This is a genomic window from Halomonas citrativorans (assembly GCF_900163645.1).
Taxonomy (GTDB): Bacteria; Pseudomonadota; Gammaproteobacteria; order Pseudomonadales; family Halomonadaceae; genus Vreelandella; species Vreelandella citrativorans.
Genome location: NZ_FUKM01000046.1, coordinates 175749 through 197853, shown reverse-complemented (window position 1 = coordinate 197853; position 22105 = coordinate 175749). Strand labels below are relative to the sequence as shown.

26 protein-coding genes are annotated in these 22105 nt (G+C 54.9%); all 26 read left to right on the top strand.

The features are described 5' to 3' along the window. Positions 1-100 precede the first annotated feature (100 nt). A complete protein-coding gene (gene rpoB, locus CZ787_RS10720; protein WP_087108964.1) occupies positions 101-4177 on the top strand; it encodes a DNA-directed RNA polymerase subunit beta in 4077 nt (1358 codons plus the stop codon). Between the two features lie 10 nt (positions 4178-4187). After that, positions 4188-8402, top strand: coding sequence for a DNA-directed RNA polymerase subunit beta' (gene rpoC, locus CZ787_RS10715; protein ID WP_087108962.1), 4215 nt, complete (start codon positions 4188-4190; stop codon positions 8400-8402). Positions 8403-8591: 189 nt separating this feature from the next. Then, positions 8592-8966: a 30S ribosomal protein S12 gene (gene rpsL, locus CZ787_RS10710; RefSeq protein ID WP_009098973.1), complete on the top strand. Its 375-nt coding sequence runs from the start codon at positions 8592-8594 to the stop codon at positions 8964-8966. A gap of 155 nt (positions 8967-9121) precedes the next feature. Continuing rightward, positions 9122-9592: a 30S ribosomal protein S7 gene (gene rpsG / locus CZ787_RS10705; protein WP_018917738.1), complete on the top strand. Its 471-nt coding sequence runs from the start codon at positions 9122-9124 to the stop codon at positions 9590-9592. Between the two features lie 232 nt (positions 9593-9824). After that, positions 9825-11948: an elongation factor G gene (gene fusA / locus CZ787_RS10700; RefSeq protein ID WP_087108960.1), complete on the top strand. Its 2124-nt coding sequence runs from the start codon at positions 9825-9827 to the stop codon at positions 11946-11948. Between the two features lie 29 nt (positions 11949-11977). Further along, complete coding sequence (gene tuf / locus CZ787_RS10695) at positions 11978-13171, top strand: elongation factor Tu (RefSeq protein ID WP_087108958.1); 1194 nt, start codon at positions 11978-11980, stop codon at positions 13169-13171. Between the two features lie 159 nt (positions 13172-13330). Then, positions 13331-13642: a 30S ribosomal protein S10 gene (gene rpsJ / locus CZ787_RS10690; RefSeq protein WP_087108956.1), complete on the top strand. Its 312-nt coding sequence runs from the start codon at positions 13331-13333 to the stop codon at positions 13640-13642. A 151-nt stretch (positions 13643-13793) separates the two neighbouring features. Further along, positions 13794-14432, top strand: coding sequence for a 50S ribosomal protein L3 (gene rplC / locus CZ787_RS10685; RefSeq protein WP_087108954.1), 639 nt, complete (start codon positions 13794-13796; stop codon positions 14430-14432). A 15-nt stretch (positions 14433-14447) separates the two neighbouring features. Continuing rightward, positions 14448-15053 carry a 50S ribosomal protein L4 gene (gene rplD / locus CZ787_RS10680; protein ID WP_087108952.1) on the top strand — a complete coding sequence of 202 codons (606 nt, stop codon included), beginning with the start codon at positions 14448-14450 and terminating at the stop codon, positions 15051-15053. Beyond that, positions 15050-15346, top strand: a complete 297-nt coding sequence (gene rplW, locus CZ787_RS10675) for a 50S ribosomal protein L23 (protein WP_087108950.1) — start codon at positions 15050-15052, stop codon at positions 15344-15346. The genes rplD and rplW overlap by 4 nt, the downstream gene beginning before the upstream one ends. 17 nt (positions 15347-15363) lie before the next feature. Beyond that, positions 15364-16194: a 50S ribosomal protein L2 gene (gene rplB / locus CZ787_RS10670; protein WP_087108948.1), complete on the top strand. Its 831-nt coding sequence runs from the start codon at positions 15364-15366 to the stop codon at positions 16192-16194. 33 nt (positions 16195-16227) lie between these two features. Next, a complete protein-coding gene (gene rpsS / locus CZ787_RS10665) occupies positions 16228-16503 on the top strand; it encodes a 30S ribosomal protein S19 (protein ID WP_009098993.1) in 276 nt (91 codons plus the stop codon). An 18-nt stretch (positions 16504-16521) separates the two neighbouring features. Beyond that, positions 16522-16854, top strand: a complete 333-nt coding sequence (rplV, locus tag CZ787_RS10660) for a 50S ribosomal protein L22 (RefSeq protein WP_009723900.1) — start codon at positions 16522-16524, stop codon at positions 16852-16854. An 11-nt stretch (positions 16855-16865) separates the two neighbouring features. Continuing rightward, positions 16866-17570, top strand: coding sequence for a 30S ribosomal protein S3 (rpsC, locus tag CZ787_RS10655; protein WP_087108946.1), 705 nt, complete (start codon positions 16866-16868; stop codon positions 17568-17570). A gap of 15 nt (positions 17571-17585) precedes the next feature. After that, on the top strand, positions 17586-17999 hold the full coding sequence (gene rplP, locus CZ787_RS10650) for a 50S ribosomal protein L16 (protein ID WP_007112000.1): 414 nt from the start codon (positions 17586-17588) through the stop codon (positions 17997-17999). Beyond that, entirely contained in the window at positions 17999-18190 is a 192-nt protein-coding gene (gene rpmC, locus CZ787_RS10645) for a 50S ribosomal protein L29 (RefSeq protein ID WP_027337514.1), read from the top strand. Before rplP ends, rpmC begins: the two co-directional genes overlap by 1 nt. 1 nt (position 18191) lies before the next feature. After that, entirely contained in the window at positions 18192-18452 is a 261-nt protein-coding gene (gene rpsQ, locus CZ787_RS10640) for a 30S ribosomal protein S17 (RefSeq protein ID WP_009723897.1), read from the top strand. 50 nt (positions 18453-18502) lie between these two features. After that, positions 18503-18874 carry a 50S ribosomal protein L14 gene (rplN, locus tag CZ787_RS10635; protein WP_087108944.1) on the top strand — a complete coding sequence of 124 codons (372 nt, stop codon included), beginning with the start codon at positions 18503-18505 and terminating at the stop codon, positions 18872-18874. A gap of 14 nt (positions 18875-18888) precedes the next feature. Beyond that, positions 18889-19203 (top strand): 50S ribosomal protein L24, encoded by a 315-nt coding sequence (gene rplX / locus CZ787_RS10630; protein WP_018917729.1) that lies wholly within the window; start codon positions 18889-18891, stop codon positions 19201-19203. Positions 19204-19221: 18 nt separating this feature from the next. Next, on the top strand, positions 19222-19761 hold the full coding sequence (gene rplE, locus CZ787_RS10625) for a 50S ribosomal protein L5 (RefSeq protein WP_087108941.1): 540 nt from the start codon (positions 19222-19224) through the stop codon (positions 19759-19761). Positions 19762-19771: 10 nt separating this feature from the next. Further along, positions 19772-20077 (top strand): 30S ribosomal protein S14, encoded by a 306-nt coding sequence (gene rpsN, locus CZ787_RS10620; protein WP_018917727.1) that lies wholly within the window; start codon positions 19772-19774, stop codon positions 20075-20077. A 32-nt stretch (positions 20078-20109) separates the two neighbouring features. Continuing rightward, positions 20110-20502: a 30S ribosomal protein S8 gene (rpsH, locus tag CZ787_RS10615; protein WP_087108939.1), complete on the top strand. Its 393-nt coding sequence runs from the start codon at positions 20110-20112 to the stop codon at positions 20500-20502. Between the two features lie 9 nt (positions 20503-20511). After that, the gene (gene rplF, locus CZ787_RS10610) at positions 20512-21042 is read left to right on the top strand and encodes a 50S ribosomal protein L6 (protein WP_087108937.1); all 531 of its coding nucleotides are present in this window, start codon (positions 20512-20514) and stop codon (positions 21040-21042) included. 9 nt (positions 21043-21051) lie between these two features. Then, positions 21052-21402 (top strand): 50S ribosomal protein L18, encoded by a 351-nt coding sequence (gene rplR / locus CZ787_RS10605; RefSeq protein WP_008959159.1) that lies wholly within the window; start codon positions 21052-21054, stop codon positions 21400-21402. 11 nt (positions 21403-21413) lie between these two features. Further along, entirely contained in the window at positions 21414-21914 is a 501-nt protein-coding gene (gene rpsE, locus CZ787_RS10600; RefSeq protein WP_087108935.1) for a 30S ribosomal protein S5, read from the top strand. A 6-nt stretch (positions 21915-21920) separates the two neighbouring features. After that, entirely contained in the window at positions 21921-22103 is a 183-nt protein-coding gene (gene rpmD, locus CZ787_RS10595; protein ID WP_087108933.1) for a 50S ribosomal protein L30, read from the top strand. The last annotated feature ends 2 nt before the right edge of the window (positions 22104-22105 follow it).

Genomic DNA, 22105 nt, shown 5'->3' with positions numbered 1-22105 from the left:
GCTACCGGTTTAGGAGCTTGCTGTCTGCGTCTGACACGCCCGCGCAGGGCAGCGATGACCACGCATCGGTCACCCATGGTGAACAAGCTGGGGAATACAGATGGCTTACTCATATACTGAGAAAAAACGCATCCGCAAGGATTTCGGCAAACTGCCCCAAGTGATGGATGTGCCTTACTTGCTGGCCATCCAGCTTGATTCCTATTACGACTTTCTCCAGCAAGATCGTTCGCCTGACGAGCGTCACGAAGTTGGCCTGCATGCGGCGTTCAAGTCCGTTTTCCCGATCGAGAGTTTCTCGGGCAACGCGGCACTTGAGTACGTTAGCTATCGCTTTGGTACGCCGGCGTTCGATGTTAAGGAGTGTCAGCTGCGTGGCGTGACCTATTCCGCCCCGCTGCGCGTCAAGGTTCGCTTGATCATTTATGATCGCGATTCCTCGAACAAGGCAATCAAGGATATTAAAGAGCAAGAAGTCTACATGGGGGAAATCCCCCTGATGACTGAGAACGGTACCTTTGTTATCAATGGTACTGAGCGGGTTATCGTTTCCCAGCTCCACCGCTCGCCCGGTGTGTTCTTCGATCACGACAAGGGCAAGAGCCACTCTTCTGGTAAGTTGCTCTACTCTGCTCGCGTAATTCCTTACCGTGGTTCCTGGTTGGACTTCGAGTTCGACCCTAAAGACAACGTGTTTGTACGTATTGACCGTCGCCGCAAACTGCCGGCCTCGGTGCTGATGCGTGCGCTAGGCATGAGTACTGAAGAAATCCTCGGTGAGTTCTTCGAAACCAGCGTTTTCCACATCGAGAAGTCTGGCTTCTCCGTGGAGTTGGTGCCCTCGCGTCTGCGCGGCGAGACCGCCACCTTTGATATCAAGGATGGCAACGGCGACATTATTGTTGAAGAAGGTCGTCGGATTACTCAGAAGCACATTCGTCAGCTTGAAAAAGCCGGCCTTGAGCGTCTGGAAGTACCGATGGAATACCTGTTCGGTAAAACGCTGGCCAAGGATCAGATTGACACCAAAACCGGTGAGCTGATCTGCCCGTGCAACACCGAAATTACGCCTGAAGTGCTTGAGCGCATGGCGCAAGGCAGCATCAAGCGCATTGAAACGCTTTACACCAACGACCTCGACTGCGGCTCGTTCATTTCCGACACCTTAAAGTTGGATACGACTGGCTCAGCACTTGAAGCGCTCGTTGAAATTTATCGCATGATGCGTCCCGGCGAGCCGCCCACAAAAGAGTCTGCCGAGACGTTGTTTAACAACCTGTTCTTCTCTGAGGACCGCTACGACCTGTCGGGCGTTGGCCGCATGAAGTTCAACCGCCGCCTGCGTCGTGAGTCTGACACGGGTTCCGGCGTACTGGATCGCAAGGACATCCTCGATGTGCTGCGCGAGCTGATCAATATCCGTAACGGCTTTGGTGACGTTGATGATATCGATCACCTGGGTAACCGTCGTATTCGCTGTGTTGGCGAAATGGCCGAGAACCAGTTCCGTGTAGGCTTGGTACGCGTTGAGCGTGCGGTTAAAGAGCGTCTTTCCATGGCGGAAAGCGAAGGCCTGATGCCTCAGGATTTGATCAACGCCAAACCGGTTGCGGCGGCGGTGAAAGAGTTCTTCGGTTCAAGCCAGCTGTCCCAGTTTATGGACCAGAACAACCCGCTTTCGGAAGTTACCCACAAGCGTCGTGTGTCTGCACTCGGCCCGGGTGGTTTGACCCGTGAGCGCGCTGGCTTTGAAGTACGTGACGTACATGCCACGCACTACGGCCGTCTGTGCCCGATCGAAACACCTGAAGGACCGAACATCGGTCTGATCAACTCGCTGGCCACCTACAGCCACACCAACAGCTACGGCTTCCTCGAAACGCCGTACCGTAAGGTGAATGCGGGTCAGGTAACTGACGATATCGTGCATCTCTCTGCTATTGAAGAGGGCGACTACATCATCGCTCAGGCTTCTGCAACGGTAGATGAGTCCAATAAGCTTTCTGACGACCTGGTTCAGGTGCGTCACCGTGGTGAAACCACCTTTATGCGTCCTGAGCAAGTGACGCTGATGGACGTTTCTCCTCGCCAAGTCGTGTCGGTAGCGGCTGCCCTGATTCCGTTCCTGGAACACGATGATGCTAACCGCGCCTTGATGGGTGCGAACATGCAGCGTCAGGCCGTTCCTACCCTGCGTGCTGACAAGCCGCTTGTAGGTACCGGCATGGAGCGCTTCGTGGCGCGTGACTCCGGCGTATGTGCTGTGGCGCGTCGTGGCGGTGTGATCGACTCCGTCGATGCGCGTCGTGTGGTGGTGCGGGTTAGTGAAGATGAGATCATCGGTGGTGAAGCCGGCGTTGATATCTACAATCTGACCAAGTACACCCGCTCGAACCAGAACACCTGTATGAACCAGCGCCCCATTGTGCGTCCTGGCGACAGCGTTGCACGTGGCGATATTCTGGCTGATGGCCCGTCTGTTGACATGGGTGACCTGGCACTGGGTCAGAACATGCGCATCGCATTCATGCCCTGGAATGGTTACAACTTCGAGGACTCCATCCTGCTGTCTGAGCGGGTCGTTCAAGAAGACCGTTTCACCACGATCCATATCCAGGAACTGACCTGTGTGTCTCGCGACACCAAGCTAGGACCGGAAGAGATCACCTCTGATATTCCCAACGTCGGTGAGTCCGCGCTGGGTAAATTGGACGAGGCGGGCGTTGTTTACATCGGTGCTGAAGTCGGCCCCGGCGACATTCTGGTGGGTAAAGTAACGCCGAAGGGCGAAACCCAGCTGACACCAGAAGAGAAGCTGCTACGTGCGATCTTCGGTGAGAAGGCCTCTGACGTAAAAGATACCTCCCTGCGTGCCCCGACCGGCATGAAAGGTACGGTTATTGACGTTCAGGTCTTCACCCGTGACGGCGTCGAAAAAGATTCCCGTGCCCTTGCCATTGAGCAAATGCAGCTGGATGAAGTACGTAAAGACCTGCAGGAAACCTACCGTATTGCCGAAGACGCAACGTTTGAGCGTCTGCAGCGTACGCTAGATGGCCAAGCGGTTAACGGCGGCCCGAACCTTAAGAAAGGTGACGTGCTGGACGAGGCGTATCTTGATGAATTGCCGCGTCAGCAGTGGTTCAAGCTGCGTATGCAGGATGAGGCTTACAACGAGCTTCTGGCCCAGGCCGATGAGCAGTTGGAAAACCGTCGTAAAGAGATGGACGAGCGTTTTGAAGACAAGAAACGCAAGCTGACTCAGGGCGATGACCTGGCGCCTGGCGTGCTTAAAATCGTCAAGGTTTACATGGCGGTCAAGCGCCGTATCCAGCCAGGCGACAAGATGGCTGGCCGTCACGGTAACAAGGGTGTTATCTCCGCGATTATGCCGATCGAAGACATGCCGTTCGATGAGAAGGGCGAGCCGGTCGATGTGGTACTTAACCCCTTGGGTGTACCGTCGCGTATGAACGTGGGTCAGATTCTTGAAACTCACCTGGGGATGGCTGCGCGTGGTTTGGGTGTCAAAATCGATGCCATGCTACGTGATGCGCGCGGCCAGCAGGTTGCCGAGATCCGTGACTTCCTCGGCCAGGTATACAACACGCCGGGTGCGCGCCTTGAAGATCTGGATTCGCTCAGTGATGACGAAGTTATCGCGCTGGCGAAAAACCTGAAAGGCGGTGTACCCATGGCTACGCCGGTATTTGATGGTGCCAAAGAGCACGAAATCAAACACTTGCTGAAGCTTGCTGACATTCCTGAGTCTGGCCAGATGGTACTGCACGATGGCCGTACCGGTGACGCGTTTGATCGCTCGGTAACCGTCGGCTACATGTACATGCTGAAACTGAACCACTTGGTAGACGACAAGATGCACGCTCGTTCTACCGGCTCTTACTCGCTGGTTACCCAGCAGCCCTTGGGTGGTAAAGCACAGTTCGGTGGTCAGCGCTTTGGTGAGATGGAAGTGTGGGCGCTGGAAGCCTATGGCGCGGCCTACACCCTGCAAGAGATGCTCACCGTCAAATCGGACGACGTCGAAGGCCGCACCAAGATGTATAAGAACATCGTGGATGGCGACCACACCATGCAGGCAGGCATGCCGGAATCCTTCAATGTACTCGTGAAGGAAATCCGCTCGCTGGGCATCGATATCGAGTTAGAGAGCTAGGAGCCGTGCTATGAAAGATTTGGTGAAAGTACTCAAATCGCAATCTCAGTCCGAAGAGTTTGACGCGATCAAGATTACTCTGGCGTCGCCGGACATGATTCGCTCCTGGTCGTTTGGCGAGGTGAAGAAGCCTGAGACCATTAACTACCGTACCTTTAAACCGGAGCGGGACGGTCTGTTCTGCGCCAAGATTTTTGGCCCGGTAAAGGATTACGAGTGCTTGTGCGGTAAGTACAAGCGCATGAAGCACCGCGGCATCATTTGTGAAAAGTGTGGCGTTGAAGTCACCAAGGCAGCCGTGCGCCGTGAGCGCATGGGGCACATCGAACTGGCCTCGCCGGTTGCTCACATCTGGTTTTTGAAATCATTGCCGTCACGTATCGGCATGTTCCTCGATATGACCCTACGTGATATCGAACGCGTGCTGTACTTTGAGTCCTTCGTTGTTATCGATCCAGGCATGACCACGCTTGAGCGTGGTCAGCTGATGAACGATGAGCAGTACTTTGAAGCCCTTGAAGAGTTCGGCGATGACTTCGATGCCCGCATGGGTGCCGAAGCGGTGCAAGAGCTGCTCAAAGATATTGATCTTGAGGAAGAGATTAATACCCTGCGTGAAGAGATTCCGCAGACCAACTCTGAGACCAAGATCAAGAAGCTTTCCAAACGTTTGAAGCTGCTGGAAGCGTTTTACCACTCCGGCAATGCGCCGGCGTGGATGGTCATGGAAGTGCTGCCTGTCCTGCCGCCGGACCTGCGTCCGCTGGTGCCGCTGGACGGTGGCCGCTTCGCGACCTCCGATCTTAACGACCTTTACCGTCGTGTGATCAACCGTAACAACCGCCTGAAGCGTCTGCTCGACCTTAATGCGCCGGACATTATCGTGCGCAACGAGAAGCGTATGCTTCAGGAAGCGGTCGATGCATTGTTGGATAACGGTCGTCGTGGCCGCGCGATCACGGGCTCCAACAAGCGCCCGCTGAAATCGCTCGCCGACATGATCAAAGGTAAGCAGGGTCGTTTCCGTCAGAACTTGTTGGGTAAGCGCGTCGATTACTCGGGCCGTTCGGTTATTACCGTTGGTCCTACCCTGCGCCTGCATCAGTGTGGTCTGCCGAAGAAAATGGCGCTTGAGCTGTTCAAGCCGTTTATCTACTCCAAGCTTCAGTCGCTAGGCTTCGCCTCAACGATTAAAGCGGCGAAGAAAATGGTTGAGCGCGAGCTGCCAGAAGTGTGGGACATCCTTGCTGATGTTATCCGCGAACACCCGGTACTGCTTAACCGTGCACCGACGCTTCACCGTCTGGGTATCCAGGCGTTTGAGCCGCTGCTGATCGAAGGTAAAGCAATCCAGCTGCACCCGTTGGTGTGTGCGGCCTACAACGCCGACTTCGACGGTGACCAGATGGCGGTACACGTACCGCTGACCCTGGAAGCCCAGCTCGAAGCCCGTGCGCTGATGATGGCGACCAACAACGTGCTGTCGCCCGCCAACGGCGAGCCGATCATTGTACCGTCGCAGGACGTTGTTCTGGGTCTTTACTACATGACCCGTGAAAAGATCAACGCCAAGGGCGAAGGCATGGTGTTCTCTGACCTCAACGAGGTTGAGCGCGCCTTCGGTACCCAGTCGGTATCGCTGCACGCCCGTGTCAAGGTGCGTCTGGACGAGGTCGACATCGAAGAAGAGACCGGCGAGAAGTCCTTCCATCGCCGCCTGTACGAAACCACGGTTGGCCGTGCGCTGCTGTTCCGCATTCTGCCTGAAGGCGTGCCGTTTGCGCTGATCGACCAGCCGATGAAGAAGAAGGCGATTTCTGGCCTGATCAACGAAGTGTATCGCCGCTCCGGCCTCAAGCCGACGGTCATCTTCGCTGACCAACTGATGTACACCGGTTTTCGCTTGGCAACCTGGTCGGGTGCATCCATCGGTGTTAACGACTTCGTTATCCCGGATGCCAAGACCGAAATCGTTGATGCAGCTGAAGCAGAAGTTAAAGAGATCGAAGACCAGTTCTCTTCTGGCCTGGTAACCGCCGGCGAGAAGTACAACAAGGTTATCGATATCTGGTCCAAGGCCAACGATAAAGTCGCCAAGGCGATGATGGTAGGTATCTCCAAAGAAACCGTTATTGATCGTGATGGCAACGAGGTTGAGCAGGATTCGTTCAACAGCGTCTTCATCATGGCCGACTCCGGTGCGCGGGGTTCTGCTGCTCAGATCCGTCAGCTTGCCGGTATGCGTGGCCTGATGGCCAAGCCGGATGGCTCGATCATCGAAACACCGATCGTGGCCAACTTCCGTGAAGGTCTGAACGTACTTCAGTACTTCATCTCGACCCACGGTGCACGTAAAGGTCTGGCGGATACGGCTCTGAAAACGGCTAACTCCGGTTACCTGACGCGTCGACTGGTCGACGTGGCCCAGGATCTGGTCATCACCGAGGTTGACTGTGGTACCGAAAAGGGCCTGACGTTGCACCCGATCATCGAGGGTGGCGACATCATCGTACCGCTATCGCAGCGCGTATTAGGTCGTGTGGTTGCGCTGGATGTGGTTGATCCGAGTACTGAAGAGATCCTGATCCCGCGTAACACGCTGCTTGACGAGAAGTGGTGTGCTGAGCTCGACACCATGGGTGTGGATGAGATTATCGTACGCTCAACCATTACCTGTGACACGCCGCACGGCGTATGTTCGTCCTGTTACGGACGCGATCTGGCGCGTGGTCACCAAGTCAATATTGGTGAGTCTGTCGGTGTTATTGCCGCACAGTCTATCGGTGAACCGGGTACCCAGCTGACCATGCGTACGTTCCACATCGGTGGCGCGGCATCGCGCTCATCGGCTGTCGATAGCGTACAGGTCAAGCACGGCGGTAAGGTTCGTCTGCACAACATTAAGCACGTAGAGCGTGCCGACGGCAAACTGGTAGTAGTCTCGCGTTCTAGCGCCCTGGCGGTTGCTGACGATCACGGTCGTGAGCGTGAGTACTACAAGCTGCCCTACGGTGCTGAGCTTTCCGTACGTGACGGCGATGTAGTCGACGCCGGTGCGATGGTCGCCAAGTGGGATCCGCACACCCACCCGATCATTGCTGAAGTAGAGGGTAAGGCGCAGTTCATCGATCTCGACGAAGGTGTCACCATGCACCGCAGCGTCGACGAGATGACCGGCCTTTCCTCTATCGAAGTCATTGAGTCCGCCGCCCGCCCGATGGCTGGCCGCGACAAGCGTCCGATGGTCATGCTGCAAGATGCAGCCGGTGAGTACGTATCGGTTTCCGGCTCGAACACGCCAGTGCAATATCTGCTGCCGGGCAATTCGATTATCTCTGTAGATGATGGTTCCACTATCGGTGTGGGTGAGGTTGTTGCCCGTATTCCGGTTGAAGCATCGGGTAACAAGGATATCACCGGTGGTCTGCCACGCGTTGCCGACCTGTTCGAAGCGCGTAAGCCGAAAGAGTCGGCGATCCTGGCTGAAATCAGCGGTGTTATCAGCTTTGGTAAAGAGACCAAGGGTAAGCGTCGCCTGACGATTACTCCGGAATCTGGCGATCCGTTTGAAGCGCTGATCCCGAAATGGCGTCAAATCGCCGTCTTCGAAGGTGAAGCGGTTGAGAAGGGAGAGGTCATTTCCGATGGCCCGAGCAATCCGCACGATATTCTGCGTTTGCTCGGCGTAGCGGAGCTTGCCAAGTACATTACGGCCGAAGTGCAAGACGTTTACCGTCTGCAGGGCGTAGGTATCAACGACAAGCACATCGAAGTCATTGTGCGTCAGATGCTGCGTAAGGTCGAAATTGCCGATTCAGGCGATTCTGACTTCATCACCGGCGACCAGGCTGAGCTTGTGCGCGTGCTGGAGCAGAATGCTCGTCTCGAAAAAGAAGGTAAATTCCCGGCGAAGTATCAGCGCTTGTTGCTGGGTATCACCAAGGCCAGCCTTGCGACCGAGTCGTTCATTTCCGCGGCCTCCTTCCAGGAGACAACCCGCGTACTGACCGAAGCGGCCGTTACCGGCAAGCGCGATTATCTGCGCGGTCTGAAAGAAAACGTGGTAGTTGGGCGTCTGATTCCGGCAGGTACCGGTCTGACTCACCACGCTGAACGTCGCCGCAAACGCGAAGACGTTGAGCGCCTGTTCAATCCCTCAGCGACTGAGGTAGAGCAGGAGCTTGGAGCACAGTTGACAGCACTTGATTCTGACGACGAGCTCTAAAAAACGAGTAGTGAAAAATGAGCATCTGACCCTGGAAGCGCTATCTTGCCGGTTAAACCGCCGGCAAGACTTGACGTCGACTAGGGTCAGCCTTTAGAATGCGCAGCCTTTAACAGTGGGGTGGGTGCGCCCGCATCCGCTGCCCGTATTTGTTGAAGGCTAGGCAACCATTGGAGTCAGCTAAACACCATGGCAACGATTAATCAGCTAGTGCGTAAGCCGCGCAAGCGCCCCGTTACTAAAAGTGACGTGCCCGCGCTTCAGGCTTGTCCGCAAAAGCGCGGCGTATGTACGCGCGTATACACCACTACTCCTAAGAAGCCGAACTCGGCCCTGCGTAAGGTTTGCCGTGTGCGCCTGACCAACGGTTTCGAGGTTTCTTCTTACATTGGTGGTGAAGGTCACAACCTGCAAGAGCACTCTGTTGTTCTGATTCGCGGCGGCCGTGTAAAGGATTTGCCAGGTGTGCGTTATCACACCGTTCGTGGCGCCCTTGATACGTCTGGCGTACAGAACCGTAAGCAGGGTCGTTCTAAGTACGGTACTAAGCGTCCGAAGTCTTAAGAACGCTTACCGTCGCGCTGCGTTTTGCAGCGTAAGCAACGTAATGTTCAATAGAATATGACGGTCTGATAAGAGTAAGGTCGGGCAAAGCAGGGTATAAAATACCTAGTGAGAGTCCCGGGTTTACCTGAAGGATCCTTAATTGAGGGCTTATCATGCCTAGAAGAAGAGTTGTAGCTAAGCGCGAAATCCTGCCGGATCCCAAGTTCGGAAGTGAGCGTCTGGCGAAGTTCATGAACCACCTGATGGTCAGCGGCAAGAAGTCCATAGCTGAGCGTATCGTTTATGGTGCGTTGGACAAGGTTGCCGAGCGTAGTAGTGAAGAGCCGCTGGAAATCTTCGACAAAGCGCTGGAAACCATCCAGCCGATGGTCGAGGTGAAGTCGCGCCGCGTTGGTGGTGCGACCTATCAGGTGCCGGTTGAAGTTCGTCCGTCTCGCCGCCAAGCGCTCGCTATGCGCTGGCTGGTAGACGCGGCGCGTCGTCGCGGTGAGAAAACGATGGTTCAGCGTCTGGCAGGCGAAATGCTGGATGCGGCAGAAGGTAAGGGCTCAGCCGTTAAGAAGCGCGAAGACGTGCATCGTATGGCCGAAGCCAACAAGGCTTTCTCGCACTATCGTTTCTAAGAGCGTCGTTTCTAAGAATGGCGTTTTTAAGTACGGCGTTTGTAAGCGCAGTGTTTGTAGAGTTCGCGTTTATATATGCACGTTGTTTCAGCAGGGCGTCGTTGAAAGTGGTAAGTCGAGTCGCTTTGTTGCAACACCCCGCCGTTATCATCCTGTGATAGCGGCGGTAGCGTAAGGCTCACTTTTGCCACTGCTAAATTAACGAGCATCGCCAACTAACGGGAGTTTCACCGTGGCACGAAAGACACCACTTAATCGTTATCGCAATATTGGTATCGTAGCGCACGTTGATGCGGGTAAAACCACAACGACCGAGCGGGTACTGTTCTATACCGGCTTGAATCACAAGTTGGGTGAAACGCATGAGGGTGCCTCAACGACTGACTGGATGGAGCAGGAGCAGGAGCGTGGTATTACGATCACCTCTGCAGCTGTCACCACCTTCTGGCAAGGCATGGCCAAGCAGTTTGATGAGCACCGTATCAACATCATCGATACGCCTGGGCACGTTGACTTCACCATCGAAGTTGAGCGTTCATTACGCGTTCTTGATGGTGCGGTTGTCGTACTGTGTGGTTCTTCCGGCGTTCAGCCGCAGACCGAAACGGTATGGCGTCAGGCCGATAAGTACGAAGTACCACGTATGGTCTTTGTTAACAAGATGGACCGTACCGGCGCTGATTTCTTCATGGTTGTTGACCAGTTGAAAGAGCGCTTGGGTGCGAATGCTGTGCCGATCCAGATTAACTGGGGTACGGAAGAAGACTTTAAGGGCGTTATCGATCTGATTCAGATGAAGGCTATCCTGTGGGATGAGGCTAGCCTGGGCATGAATTTCGAACTCGTGGATATTCCGGCTGAGCTGCAAGAGACTGCCGAAAAATATCGCGAGCAGATGGTTGAAGCGGCTGCCGAAGGCTCTGACGAGCTAATGGAGAAGTACCTGGAAGGCGTTGAGCTGACGATCGAAGAGATCAAGGCTGGTCTTCGCGCGCGTACGCTGGCCAACGATATTGTTCTGGTTACCTGTGGTTCTGCCTTTAAGAACAAGGGTGTTCAGGCGGTGCTGGACGGTGTTATCGAGTACATGCCTTCGCCAACTGAAGTTAAGGCGATCGAAGGTGAGCTGGACGATAAAGACGGCACCATCGCTACGCGTGAAGCCGATGACAACGCGCCGTTTGCGGCGTTGGCATTCAAGATCGCGACCGACCCCTTCGTTGGTACGCTGACCTTTATCCGCGTCTACTCGGGTATTCTGAAATCTGGTGACGGCGTATACAACTCTGTTAAGCAGAAGAAAGAGCGCGTTGGTCGTATCGTTCAGATGCACGCCAATTCACGTGAAGAGATCAAGGAAGTACTCGCTGGCGATATCGCTGCGTGTATCGGTCTGAAAGATGTCACCACGGGTGACACCCTGTGCGATATCGATAACAAGATTGTTCTCGAGCGCATGGAGTTCCCGGATCCGGTTATCTCAGTAGCCGTTGAGCCGAAGTCCAAGGCTGACCAAGAGAAAATGGGTATTGCACTGGGCAAGCTGGCTCAGGAAGATCCTTCTTTCCAGGTTAAAACCGACGAAGAAACCGGCCAAACCATCATCTCTGGTATGGGCGAGCTGCACCTGGATATCCTCGTTGACCGTATGCGTCGCGAGTTCAAGGTTGAAGCTAACATCGGTAAGCCGCAGGTAGCGTACCGCGAAACTATTCGTGGCAGCATTGAGCAGGAAGGTAAGTTTGTACGTCAGTCCGGTGGTCGTGGTCAGTACGGTCACGTTTGGCTGCGTATTGAGCCGCTGACTGCTGAAGACAAGGGTGAAGGCGAAGATGAGATTTTCTTCAAGTTCAACTCTGAGATCGTAGGTGGTACGGTTCCCAAGGAATACGTCCCCGCGGTTGAGAAAGGCGCTTACGAGCAGCTTAAAAACGGTGTCATCGCGGGTTACCCGATGATCGACGTTAAAGTGACGCTGTTCGACGGCTCCTTCCACGACGTAGACTCTAACGAGACTGCGTTCAAGATTGCTTCTTCTATGGCAGTGAAGGAAGGTGCCAGGAAGGCCAAGGCCGTGCTGCTGGAGCCGGTGATGAAGGTCGAAATCGTGACTCCCGAAGAATTTATGGGTGACGTCATGGGCGACCTGAGCCGTCGTCGCGGTCTGGTGCAGGGTATGGATGACTCTTCTTCTGGTAAAGTCATTCGTGCAACGGTGCCGCTGGGTGAGATGTTCGGTTACGCAACCGACTTGCGCTCACAAACCCAGGGCCGTGCGAGCTACTCTATGGAGTTCTCGAAGTACGACGAGGCGCCCTCCAGCGTCGTTGAAGCCGTCATCAATCAAAACGGTTAACCGTTAGCTAACGTAAAGAGGTTATAGCAGTGGCTAAGGAAAAATTCGAACGTTCCAAACCGCACGTCAACGTCGGCACCATCGGTCACGTCGACCACGGTAAAACGACTCTGACTGCGGCCCTGACCCGCGTGTCTGCTGAGGTTTTCGGCGGCGATTGGCGTGAATTTGATACTATCGATAACGCTCCTGAAGAGCGCGAGCGTGGTATCACTATCGCGACTTCCCACGTGGAATATCAGTCTGAAGAGCGTCACTACGCGCACGTTGACTGCCCAGGACACGCTGACTACGTCAAGAACATGATCACCGGTGCTGCGCAGATGGACGGCGCGATCCTGGTATGTTCTGCTGCTGACGGCCCGATGCCGCAGACGCGTGAGCACATCCTGCTGTCTCGCCAGGTTGGTGTTCCGTACATCGTTGTGTTCCTGAATAAAGCGGACATGGTCGATGACGAAGAGCTGCTTGAGCTGGTTGAGATGGAAGTTCGTGAGCTCCTCGACGAGTACGACTTCCCGGGCGATGACACGCCGATCATCACTGGTTCAGCGCTGATGGCTCTTAACGGTGAAGATGAGAACGGTATGGGTACTACCGCCGTTGCTAATCTGATCAAAGCTCTGGATGCTTACATTCCTGAGCCGGAGCGTGCTATTGATCAGCCGTTCCTGATGCCGATCGAAGACGTCTTCTCTATCTCTGGCCGTGGTACTGTTGTTACTGGTCGTGTAGAGCGCGGTATCGTTAAGTCCGGTGAAGAAGTGGAAATCGTAGGTATTCGCGACACCACTAAAACCATCGTTACCGGTGTTGAAATGTTCCGTAAGCTGCTCGACGAAGGTCGTGCAGGTGAGAACGTTGGCGCCCTGCTGCGTGGTACTAAGCGTGATGACGTCGAGCGTGGTCAGGTTCTGGCCAAGCCGGGCACCATTCACCCGCACACTACCTTCGAAGCAGAAGTTTACGTACTGTCCAAAGAAGAGGGTGGTCGTCACACTCCTTTCTTCAAGGGCTACCGTCCTCAGTTCTACTTCCGTACCACTGACGTAACGGGTACTTGTGAACTGCCGGAAGGTGTTGAGATGGTAATGCCGGGCGACAACGTGCAAATGGTTGTTACTCTGATCGCTCCGATCGCTATGGACGACGGTCTGCGCTTCGCAATTCGCGAAGGTGGTCGTACCGTTGGTGCTGGCGTTGTGGCAAAAATCGTTAAGTAAGCTATTTACTTGAACGATGAAGGGGGCTCTCACGAGCCCCCTTTTCTGCGCACCAATAGCAAATGTTTGACATGGGCTTTTGGCGTGCCTATAATGCGCATCCTTTGAATGCGTGGGTAGACGGCTCGCGCCGTCGACATCCATTGGAGTTTAGGGCAAATGCAGAACCAAAAGATTCGCATTCGGTTGAAAGCGTTCGACCATCGCCTGATCGATCAGTCCACAGCGGAGATTGTTGAAACCGCTAAGCGTACTGGTGCTCAGGTTCGTGGGCCGATCCCGCTGCCGACCAACCGCGAGCGTTATACCATCCTGGTTTCACCGCACGTCAATAAGGATGCGCGTGATCAGTATGAGATTCGTACGCACAAGCGTGTGCTCGACATCGTTGAGCCAACTGAAAAGACGGTTGATGCGTTGATGAAGCTTGATCTCGCCGCTGGCGTAGACGTGCAAATCAAGCTCAACTAATTACACTAGACACTTGCGGCCCAGCGTTCATCACTTTTATCGCATGAACAGCAGCCGCCGCGCCGTGAGGCGCCACACAATGTGCTAGTGGAATGCTCTGGAAAGGGCAGCCATAGCGGGTGATAGCCCCGTACACTATAGGAGACTGAGTATGACTATCGGTTTAGTCGGTAAAAAGGCCGGGATGACCCGTGTCTTTACCGAAGATGGCGCATCCGTGCCCGTGACCGTTATTGAAGTTGATCCTAATCGTGTGACGCGCGTTAAGACCATTGAGTCTGACGGCTACGCAGCGATTCAGATCACTACAGGTTCTCGTAAAGCCAAACACCTCACCAAAGCGCAGGCTGGTCAGTTTGCCAAGGCGGGTGTTGAGGCTGGTCGTTCACTGATGGAATTCCGCCTTGCAGAAGGCGAGGAAGCTCCTGAAGTGGGTGGCGAACTCACCGTATCCCTCTTCGAAGCTGGTCAAATGATCGACGTGACCGGCACCTCTAAGGGTAAAGGCTTCCAGGGTGCTGTTAAGCGCTGGAACTTCCGTACCCAAGACAACAGCCACGGTAACTCCCTGTCGCACCGCGCACCGGGTTCTATCGGCATGTGTCAAACACCTGGTCGCGTATTTAAAGGCAAGAAAATGGCCGGTCAAATGGGTAATGCCCGTTGTACCGTACAGAGCCTTGAGATCGTCCGTGTTGACGCCGAGCGTAACCTGCTGCTGATCAAGGGCGCCGTACCGGGAGCACCCGGCAGCGACGTTATCGTTCGCAGCGCCGTGAAAGCTGGCTGAAGGGGATAATTACCAATGAATCTGAATCTTGCTGCAGGCACGGGTACCGTTGAAGTAGCCGACGCCACTTTTGGCAAAGAATTCAACGAAGCGCTAGTTCACCAGGTTGTTACCGCCTATTTGGCTGGTGGTCGTCAAGGTACTAGCGCTCAAAAGAGCCGTTCCGATGTTCGCGGTGGTGGTAAAAAACCGTGGCGTCAGAAAGGTACCGGTCGTGCACGTGCTGGTACCATCCGTTCTCCGCTGTGGCGCAGTGGCGGCGTAACCTTCGCGGCACGTCCGCAAGACTATACCCAGAAGGTTAACCGCAAAATGTACCGCGCGGCGATGCGCTCCATCCTTTCTGAGCTAGTACGTCAAGATCGTCTGATCGCGATTGAAGAGTTCAGCGTGGATGCGCCCAAGACCAAGCAGGTAGCTGCCAAGCTGAAAGAGCTCAACCTTGAGAAAGTGTTGATCGTCACTGAAGAAATGGACGAAACGCTCTATCTAGCCGCACGCAACCTTCCCCACGTTGACGTGGTGGATGTCGCGGCAGCTGACCCGGTGAGCCTGGTTGCCTTTGATAAGGTCCTGGTCACCGTCTCCGCCCTGCGTAAATTCGAGGAGAAGCTGGCATGAACCAGGAACGCGTATTCAAGGTTCTGCTTGGACCGCACGTGACCGAAAAGGCCGCGATGGCTGCAGAGCGCAACCAGTACGTTTTCAAGGTGGCATCTGATGCTACCAAGCCCGAGATCAAGAAAGCCGTTGAAATACTGTTCGGCAAACAGGTCGGCAGCGTTCAAGTGTTGAACGTTAAGGGTAAAACCAAGCGTACTGCACACGGCGTTGGTCTGCGTAAGGGTTACCGCAAAGCGTATGTGACCCTGGCTGCGGGTGAAACGCTCGAAGACTTCTCTGGCGCCGAATAAGGGCAGGAGTACGGATAATGGCAATCGTCAAGACCAAACCCACATCCGCCGGTCGTCGCCACGTCGTCAAGATCGTTGGCGAGGAACTGTACAAAGGCCGTGCTTATGCACCGCTTTTGGAAAAACAGTCCAAGTCCGGTGGCCGTAATAATAACGGTCGCATCACCACCCGCCACGTGGGCGGTGGTCACCGTCAGCACTATCGTTTGATCGACTTCAAGCGCACCAAAGATGGCATTCCAGCCACTGTTGAGCGTCTTGAGCACGATCCGAACCGTAGCGCGCATATTGCACTATTGAAATATGCAGATGGCGAGCGTCGTTACATCATTGCACCGAAAGGTGTCAGCGCGGGTGACGTGCTGGAATCTGGTGTAAACGCGCCCATCAAAAAAGGCAATGCCTTGCCGCTGCGCAACATTCCGCTTGGTTCTACCGTTCACGGTATCGAACTTAAGCCGGGTAAAGGCGCGCAGATTGCTCGCAGTGCCGGTACTAGCGCTCAGCTGGTTGCTCGTGAAGGTAACTACGCCACCTTGCGTCTTCGCTCTGGCGAAATGCGTAAGATCCTGGCTGAGTGCCGCGCAACACTGGGCGAAGTGAGCAACTCCGAGCACAGCCTGCGTCAACTTGGCAAGGCCGGTGCGAAGCGCTGGAGAGGCGTGCGTCCGACTGTTCGCGGTGTCGCGATGAACCCGGTAGATCACCCGCATGGTGGTGGTGAAGGCCGCACCAGTGGTGGTCGTCACCCGGTATCCCCGTGGGGTATACCGACTAAGGGTCACAAGACGCGTAAGAACAAGCGCACCGACAAGCTGATTATCCGTCGTCGTAACAAGACGCGTTAATCGAAATTGCCAAGAACTTAAGAGGTAACGGCTGTGCCACGTTCACTAAAGAAAGGTCCCTTCATTGACCTTCATCTTTTGAAGAAGGTAGAGGCTGCAGTGGAGAAGAACGACCGTAAACCGATCAAGACCTGGTCGCGTCGTTCGATGATCCTGCCCAACATGGTAGGTCTGACTATTGCGGTCCATAACGGACGCCAGCATGTCCCGGTGCACGTCTCCGAGGAAATGGTGGGTCATAAACTTGGCGAATTCGCTGCTACTCGCACATATCGCGGGCATGCTGCGGACAAGAAAGCCAAACGGTAAGCCAGAGAGGATTTAGAGATGGAAGTCACAGCTAAGCTGAGTGGCGCTGCTTTATCCGCACAGAAGGCCCGTTTGGTGGCTGACCAGGTGCGCGGTAAACCGGTCGCCGAAGCTATTGACCTGCTGACCTTCTCACCGAAGAAGGCTGCCAAGCTGGTCAAGAAAGTGCTTCAGTCCGCCATCGCGAATGCGGAAGAAAATAACGGCATGGATATCGATGAGCTGCGTGTCTCGACCATCTGCGTCGATGAGGGCATGACGCTCAAGCGTATCAAGCCGCGCGCCAAAGGGCGTGCGGATCGTATCTTGAAGCGCACCTGCCACATCACCGTCAAGGTAGCCGAGAAGTAGGAGTCGACCAGATGGGTCAGAAAGTCAATCCAACAGGCATTCGACTGGGCATCGTCAAAGACCATGCTTCTGTCTGGTATGCCGAGCGCGGCGCCTATGCCGATAAGCTCAATAACGATCTCGAAGTGCGCAGCTTCCTGGAAGAGCGTCTTAAAAGCGCTTCCGTAAGCCGCATTCACATCGAGCGTCCGGCTAACAACGCCCGCATCACCATTCACACTGCCCGTCCGGGTATTGTGATCGGTAAAAAAGGTGAAGATGTCGACCGTCTGCGTCGCGATCTTACCGAAATGATGGGCGTTCCGGTTCATGTGAACATCGAAGAAGTTCGCAAGCCAGAGCTGGATGCCAAGCTAGTCGCTGCTAACGTAGCGGGTCAGCTTGAGCGTCGCGTCATGTTCCGTCGTGCCATGAAGCGCGCGGTACAGAACGCAATGCGTCTTGGCGCTGGCGGCATCAAGATTCAGCTGTCAGGTCGTCTTGGTGGTGCCGAAATCGCACGTACCGAATGGTACCGCGAAGGTCGCGTTCCGCTGCACACTCTGCGTGCGGACATCGACTACGCCACTTACGAAGCTCACACCACCTATGGCGTCATCGGCGTTAAAGTGTGGATCTTCAAGGGCGAAATCCTCGGCGGTATCGAGGAAGTACGTGCCAAGGCTAAGCAACAGCAGCCTGCCGGCAACGCGCCCAAGAAGAAAGGTTCCAGGTAAGGGGAGAGCGAGTCGATGTTACAGCCCAAGCGTATGAAATTCCGCAAGATGATGAAAGGCCGCAACCGTGGCCTGGCGCATCGCGGAAGCAAGATCAGCTTCGGGGAGTACGGTCTGAAAGCTACTGGTCGCGGCCGCATCACTGCGCGTCAGATCGAAGCCGGCCGTCGTGCGATCACACGTCACGTTAAGCGTGGCGGTAAAATCTGGATCCGCGTTTTCCCTGATAAGCCGATTTCCAAGAAGCCGCTCGAAGTTCGTATGGGTAAAGGTAAAGGTTCTGTTGAGTACTGGGTAGCCCAGATCCAACCGGGTCGGGTCCTGTACGAAATTGAAGGCGTATCCGAAGAGCTGGCCCGTGAAGCATTTGAACTGGCCGCCCAGAAGATGCCCTTATCCACCACCTTTGCGAAACGGACGGTGATGTGATGAAAGCCCAGGAAATTCGTGAAAAGTCAGCAGGAGAGCTCAAAGAGCAGCTCCTCGAGCTACTCCGCGAGCAGTTTAACCTGCGCATGCAGAAGGCCACTGGCCAACTGAGCCAGACTCATCTGCTCAAGCAGGTCCGTCGGGATATCGCCCGCGTTAAGACTGTGCTCAACGAGAAGGCAGGTGATTGAGATGGCCGAAGAGAAAAAAACTCGTACGCTCACCGGCAAGGTGGTGAGCGACAAGATGGATAAATCCATCGTCGTTATGATCGAGCGTCGTGAACGTCACCCGATCTACGGAAAATACGTTAAGCGCTCCACCAAGCTGCACGCCCATGATGAGGCGAACCAGGCTAAGGCAGGCGATACGGTTTCCATTCAGGAGTGCCGTCCGCTTTCCAAAAAGAAAGCCTGGACGCTGGTCGAGGTGGTTGAGCAGGCTAAGGGTTAATACCTAAAGCCTGCCGATCAGTGCAGTCAGATTAGGTTTGGAGAAAACCGATGATTCAGACTCAGACAATGCTGGATGTCGCCGACAACAGCGGAGCGCGCCGGGTGCAGTGCATCAAGGTGCTAGGCGGTTCACACCGTCGCTACGCTCACGTTGGTGACGTCATTAAGGTAACGGTGAAAGAAGCTATTCCGCGTGGCAAGGTCAAAAAAGGCCAAGTCTTAAAAGCGGTAGTCGTTCGCACCCGTAGTGGCGTCCGTCGTAGTGACGGTTCGCTGATCCGTTTCGATGGAAATGCGGCGGTTTTGTTGAATAACACCAACGAACAGCCGATCGGCACGCGCATCTTCGGGCCGGTTACTCGTGAGCTTCGTAATGAGAAGTTCATGAAGATCATTTCCCTAGCGCCTGAAGTGCTGTAAGGAGCGAGGCGGATATGCAAAAGATCAAACGTGACGATGAAGTCATCGTCATCGCCGGGAAGGATAAAGGCAAACGTGGTACCGTTAAGCGGGTATTAGAAAGCCGCTTCGTGGTATCTGGTGTGAACATGATTAAACGTCACACCAAGCCGAATCCCATGGCGGGAAATCAGGGCGGTATCGTCGAGCGTGAGGCTCCGATTCACGCGTCCAACGTAGCCATCTTCAATTCGGAGACCGGTAAGGCGGATCGCGTCGGCTTCCAAGTTAAGGAAGACGGTACCAAGGTACGTATCTACAAGTCGACGCAGACGCAGATCGACGCCTAACGCGAGTCGGGTAGCAAAATGGCGAACTTGAAAGAACGTTATCAAAACGAGGTCGTAGCTCAACTCAAAGAGCAGTTCAGCTACAACAACGTTATGCAGGTACCCCGGATCACGAAAGTGACTCTGAACATGGGTATCGGTGAAGCGGTTAGTGATAAAAAACTGATCGACAATGCCGTCGGTGACCTGGAGAAATTGTCCGGTCAAAAGCCGCTGGTGACCAAAGCACGTAAGTCCATCGCGGGCTTCAAGGTGCGCGAAGGTTGGCCGATTGGTGTCAAGGTAACACTGCGCGGTGAGCGTATGTGGGACTTCTTGAACCGTCTGGTTAACATTGCGATTCCTCGCGTGCGTGACTTCCGTGGTCTTAACCCGAAGTCTTTTGACGGTCGCGGCAACTACTCCATGGGTGTGCGTGAGCAGATCATCTTCCCGGAGATCGAGTATGATAAAATCGATCGCATTCGGGGGCTGGATGTCACTATCACTACTACTGCCAACACCGACGAGGAAGGTCGTGCGCTGCTAGCGTCACTGAACTTCCCGTTTAAGAAATAAGGGTTGGATCATGGCTAAGAAAAGTATGATAGAGCGTGAGCTCAAGCGTACGCAGCTGGTCGAGAAGTATGCGGCCAAGCGTACTGAGCTCAAGGCAATCATCTCAAACGTGAATACGTCTGAGGAAGAGCGCTTCGAGGCGACGCTGAAGCTGCAGCAACTGCCGCGCGACTCAAGCCCGGTACGCCAGCGTAACCGCTGCCGCATCACGGGCCGTCCGCACGGTTTTTACAACAAGTTCGGCCTTGGCCGCAACAAGCTGCGTGAAGCCGCCATGCGTGGCGACGTCCCTGGTCTGAAAAAGTCCAGTTGGTAACGCCACGTAGAATCATCAGGAGCGCACATTAAATGAGCATGCAAGACACTCTGGCGGATATGTTCACCCGTATCCGCAATGCGCAGATGGCCACCAAGGAGACGGCAGTCATGCCGTCTTCCAAGTTGAAAGTGGAAGTGGCCCGCGTGCTAAAGGAAGAAGGCTACATTACCGACTTTACGGTTGCTGAAGGCGTTAAGCCTGCACTAACCGTAACTCTCAAGTACTTTGAGGGTAAGCCGGTCATTGAGCACATTCAGCGGGTTTCCAAGCCGTCTTTGCGTCAGTACAAGGGCAAGGACAACCTGCCCAAGGTTGCCGATGGTCTGGGCATCGCGATTGTCACCACCTCTAATGGTGTCATGACCGATCGTGCCGCACGCCAGGCGGGTGTAGGTGGCGAAGTCATCTGCACCGTATTCTAGGAGGCTGGAATGTCCCGCATAGCGAAATATCCGGTTAAAGTGCCTGCTGGTGTCGAGATCAAAATCGATGCTAGCCAGCTGACCGCCAAAGGCGGCCAAGGCACGCTGTCACTGCCCATTCACCAGGACGTGGTGATTGGTCAAGAAGATGGCCAGCTGACCTTCGCCCCGAGCGAATCTGCCAAGAGCTGGGCAATGGCCGGTACTACCCGCGCCTTGGTTCAGAACCTGGTAACGGGCGTATCCGAGGGTTTCACAAAAACTCTCGAAATTGTTGGCGTCGGTTATCGTGCCCAAGCTAAGGGCCAGACGCTCAATCTTTCACTGGGCTTCTCGCACCCGGTCGACTACGAACTGCCGAAAGGTGTCTCAGCGGAAACGCCGAAAAACACCGTGATCGTGCTGAAAAGCGCGGATAAGCAGATGCTCGGTCAGTGCGCCGCGGAAATCCGCGCTTTCCGTCCGCCTGAGCCGTATAAAGGCAAGGGTGTTCGGTACGCCGACGAGCAGGTGCGTCGCAAAGAAGCCAAGAAGAAGTAAGGCAGGGTTATGAACGCGAAGAAAGAATCTCGTCTCCGTCGTGCCCGCCGTGCTCGCGCCAAGATCCGCGAGCTGGGCGTGTATCGCCTGTGCGTCAACCGTACCCCGCGTCACATCTACGCGCAGATTATCTCGCCGGATGGTGGCAAAGTGTTGGCCAGCGCTTCAACGCTGGACAAAGCACTGCGCGAGGGTGCGACCGGTAACTCAGATGCGGCCTCCAAGGTCGGTGCTCTGATTGCTGAACGCGCTAAAGAAGCAGGCATCACCCAGGTGGCCTTCGACCGTGCTGGCTTTAAGTATCACGGTCGCGTGAAGGCTCTGGCCGACGCCGCTCGTGAAGGCGGCCTGGAATTCTAAAGGGTTTTACGATGGCGAAGAACGAACAGCAAAACGGTGATCTGCAAGAGAAGTTAGTGCAGGTTAACCGCGTCGCCAAGGTGGTCAAGGGTGGTCGTATTTTCGGCTTCACCGCGCTGACCGTCGTGGGTGATGGTAAAGGTCGTGTTGGTTTCGGTCGTGGCAAGGCGCGTGAAGTGCCGGTCGCAATTCAGAAAGCAATGGACCAGGCTCGTCGCAACATGGTCAAGGTTAACCTTGCAGGCAGCACGCTGCAGTACCCTGTAAAAGCCCGTCACGGTGCTTCCAAGGTCTTCATGCAGCCAGCCTCCGAAGGTACCGGTATCATCGCCGGTGGTGCTATGCGCTCTGTATTAGAGCTTGCTGGCGTCCACGATGTACTGGCCAAGTGCTACGGTTCCACCAACCCGGTTAACGTGGTACGAGCGACTGTTAAAGGTCTCTCTGCTATGCAAGCACCGGAAGACATTGCCGCCAAGCGCGGTCTGTCTGTCGACGCGATCACGGGGTAAGGCACCATGGCAGCAACGATCAAGGTTACCCAGATCCGCAGCACCATCGGCGTTTTGCCCAAGCACAAGGCTACTATGAAAGGCTTGGGCCTGCGTCGCATCGGTCACTCGGTTGAACTGGAAGACACCCCTGCCGTTCGCGGCATGATCCACAAGGTTAATTACCTTGTGCGTGTTGAGGGAGAGTAATC

Coding starts and splice junctions, on each gene's coding strand:
- rpsN (WP_018917727.1), top strand. CDS start 19,772: ATGGCTAAGAAAAGTATGATAGAGCGTGAGCTCAAGCGTACGCAGCTG.
- rplV (WP_009723900.1), top strand. CDS start 16,522: ATGGAAGTCACAGCTAAGCTGAGTGGCGCTGCTTTATCCGCACAGAAG.
- rpsC (WP_087108946.1), top strand. CDS start 16,866: ATGGGTCAGAAAGTCAATCCAACAGGCATTCGACTGGGCATCGTCAAA.
- rplR (WP_008959159.1), top strand. CDS start 21,052: ATGAACGCGAAGAAAGAATCTCGTCTCCGTCGTGCCCGCCGTGCTCGC.
- rplX (WP_018917729.1), top strand. CDS start 18,889: ATGCAAAAGATCAAACGTGACGATGAAGTCATCGTCATCGCCGGGAAG.
- rpoB (WP_087108964.1), top strand. CDS start 101: ATGGCTTACTCATATACTGAGAAAAAACGCATCCGCAAGGATTTCGGC.
- rpsL (WP_009098973.1), top strand. CDS start 8,592: ATGGCAACGATTAATCAGCTAGTGCGTAAGCCGCGCAAGCGCCCCGTT.
- rplE (WP_087108941.1), top strand. CDS start 19,222: ATGGCGAACTTGAAAGAACGTTATCAAAACGAGGTCGTAGCTCAACTC.
- rplB (WP_087108948.1), top strand. CDS start 15,364: ATGGCAATCGTCAAGACCAAACCCACATCCGCCGGTCGTCGCCACGTC.
- rpoC (WP_087108962.1), top strand. CDS start 4,188: ATGAAAGATTTGGTGAAAGTACTCAAATCGCAATCTCAGTCCGAAGAG.
- rplC (WP_087108954.1), top strand. CDS start 13,794: ATGACTATCGGTTTAGTCGGTAAAAAGGCCGGGATGACCCGTGTCTTT.
- rpsH (WP_087108939.1), top strand. CDS start 20,110: ATGAGCATGCAAGACACTCTGGCGGATATGTTCACCCGTATCCGCAAT.
- rplP (WP_007112000.1), top strand. CDS start 17,586: ATGTTACAGCCCAAGCGTATGAAATTCCGCAAGATGATGAAAGGCCGC.
- rpsG (WP_018917738.1), top strand. CDS start 9,122: ATGCCTAGAAGAAGAGTTGTAGCTAAGCGCGAAATCCTGCCGGATCCC.
- rplW (WP_087108950.1), top strand. CDS start 15,050: ATGAACCAGGAACGCGTATTCAAGGTTCTGCTTGGACCGCACGTGACC.
- rpsQ (WP_009723897.1), top strand. CDS start 18,192: ATGGCCGAAGAGAAAAAAACTCGTACGCTCACCGGCAAGGTGGTGAGC.
- rplN (WP_087108944.1), top strand. CDS start 18,503: ATGATTCAGACTCAGACAATGCTGGATGTCGCCGACAACAGCGGAGCG.
- rplF (WP_087108937.1), top strand. CDS start 20,512: ATGTCCCGCATAGCGAAATATCCGGTTAAAGTGCCTGCTGGTGTCGAG.
- rpmD (WP_087108933.1), top strand. CDS start 21,921: ATGGCAGCAACGATCAAGGTTACCCAGATCCGCAGCACCATCGGCGTT.
- rpmC (WP_027337514.1), top strand. CDS start 17,999: ATGAAAGCCCAGGAAATTCGTGAAAAGTCAGCAGGAGAGCTCAAAGAG.
- rpsE (WP_087108935.1), top strand. CDS start 21,414: ATGGCGAAGAACGAACAGCAAAACGGTGATCTGCAAGAGAAGTTAGTG.
- rpsJ (WP_087108956.1), top strand. CDS start 13,331: ATGCAGAACCAAAAGATTCGCATTCGGTTGAAAGCGTTCGACCATCGC.
- rplD (WP_087108952.1), top strand. CDS start 14,448: ATGAATCTGAATCTTGCTGCAGGCACGGGTACCGTTGAAGTAGCCGAC.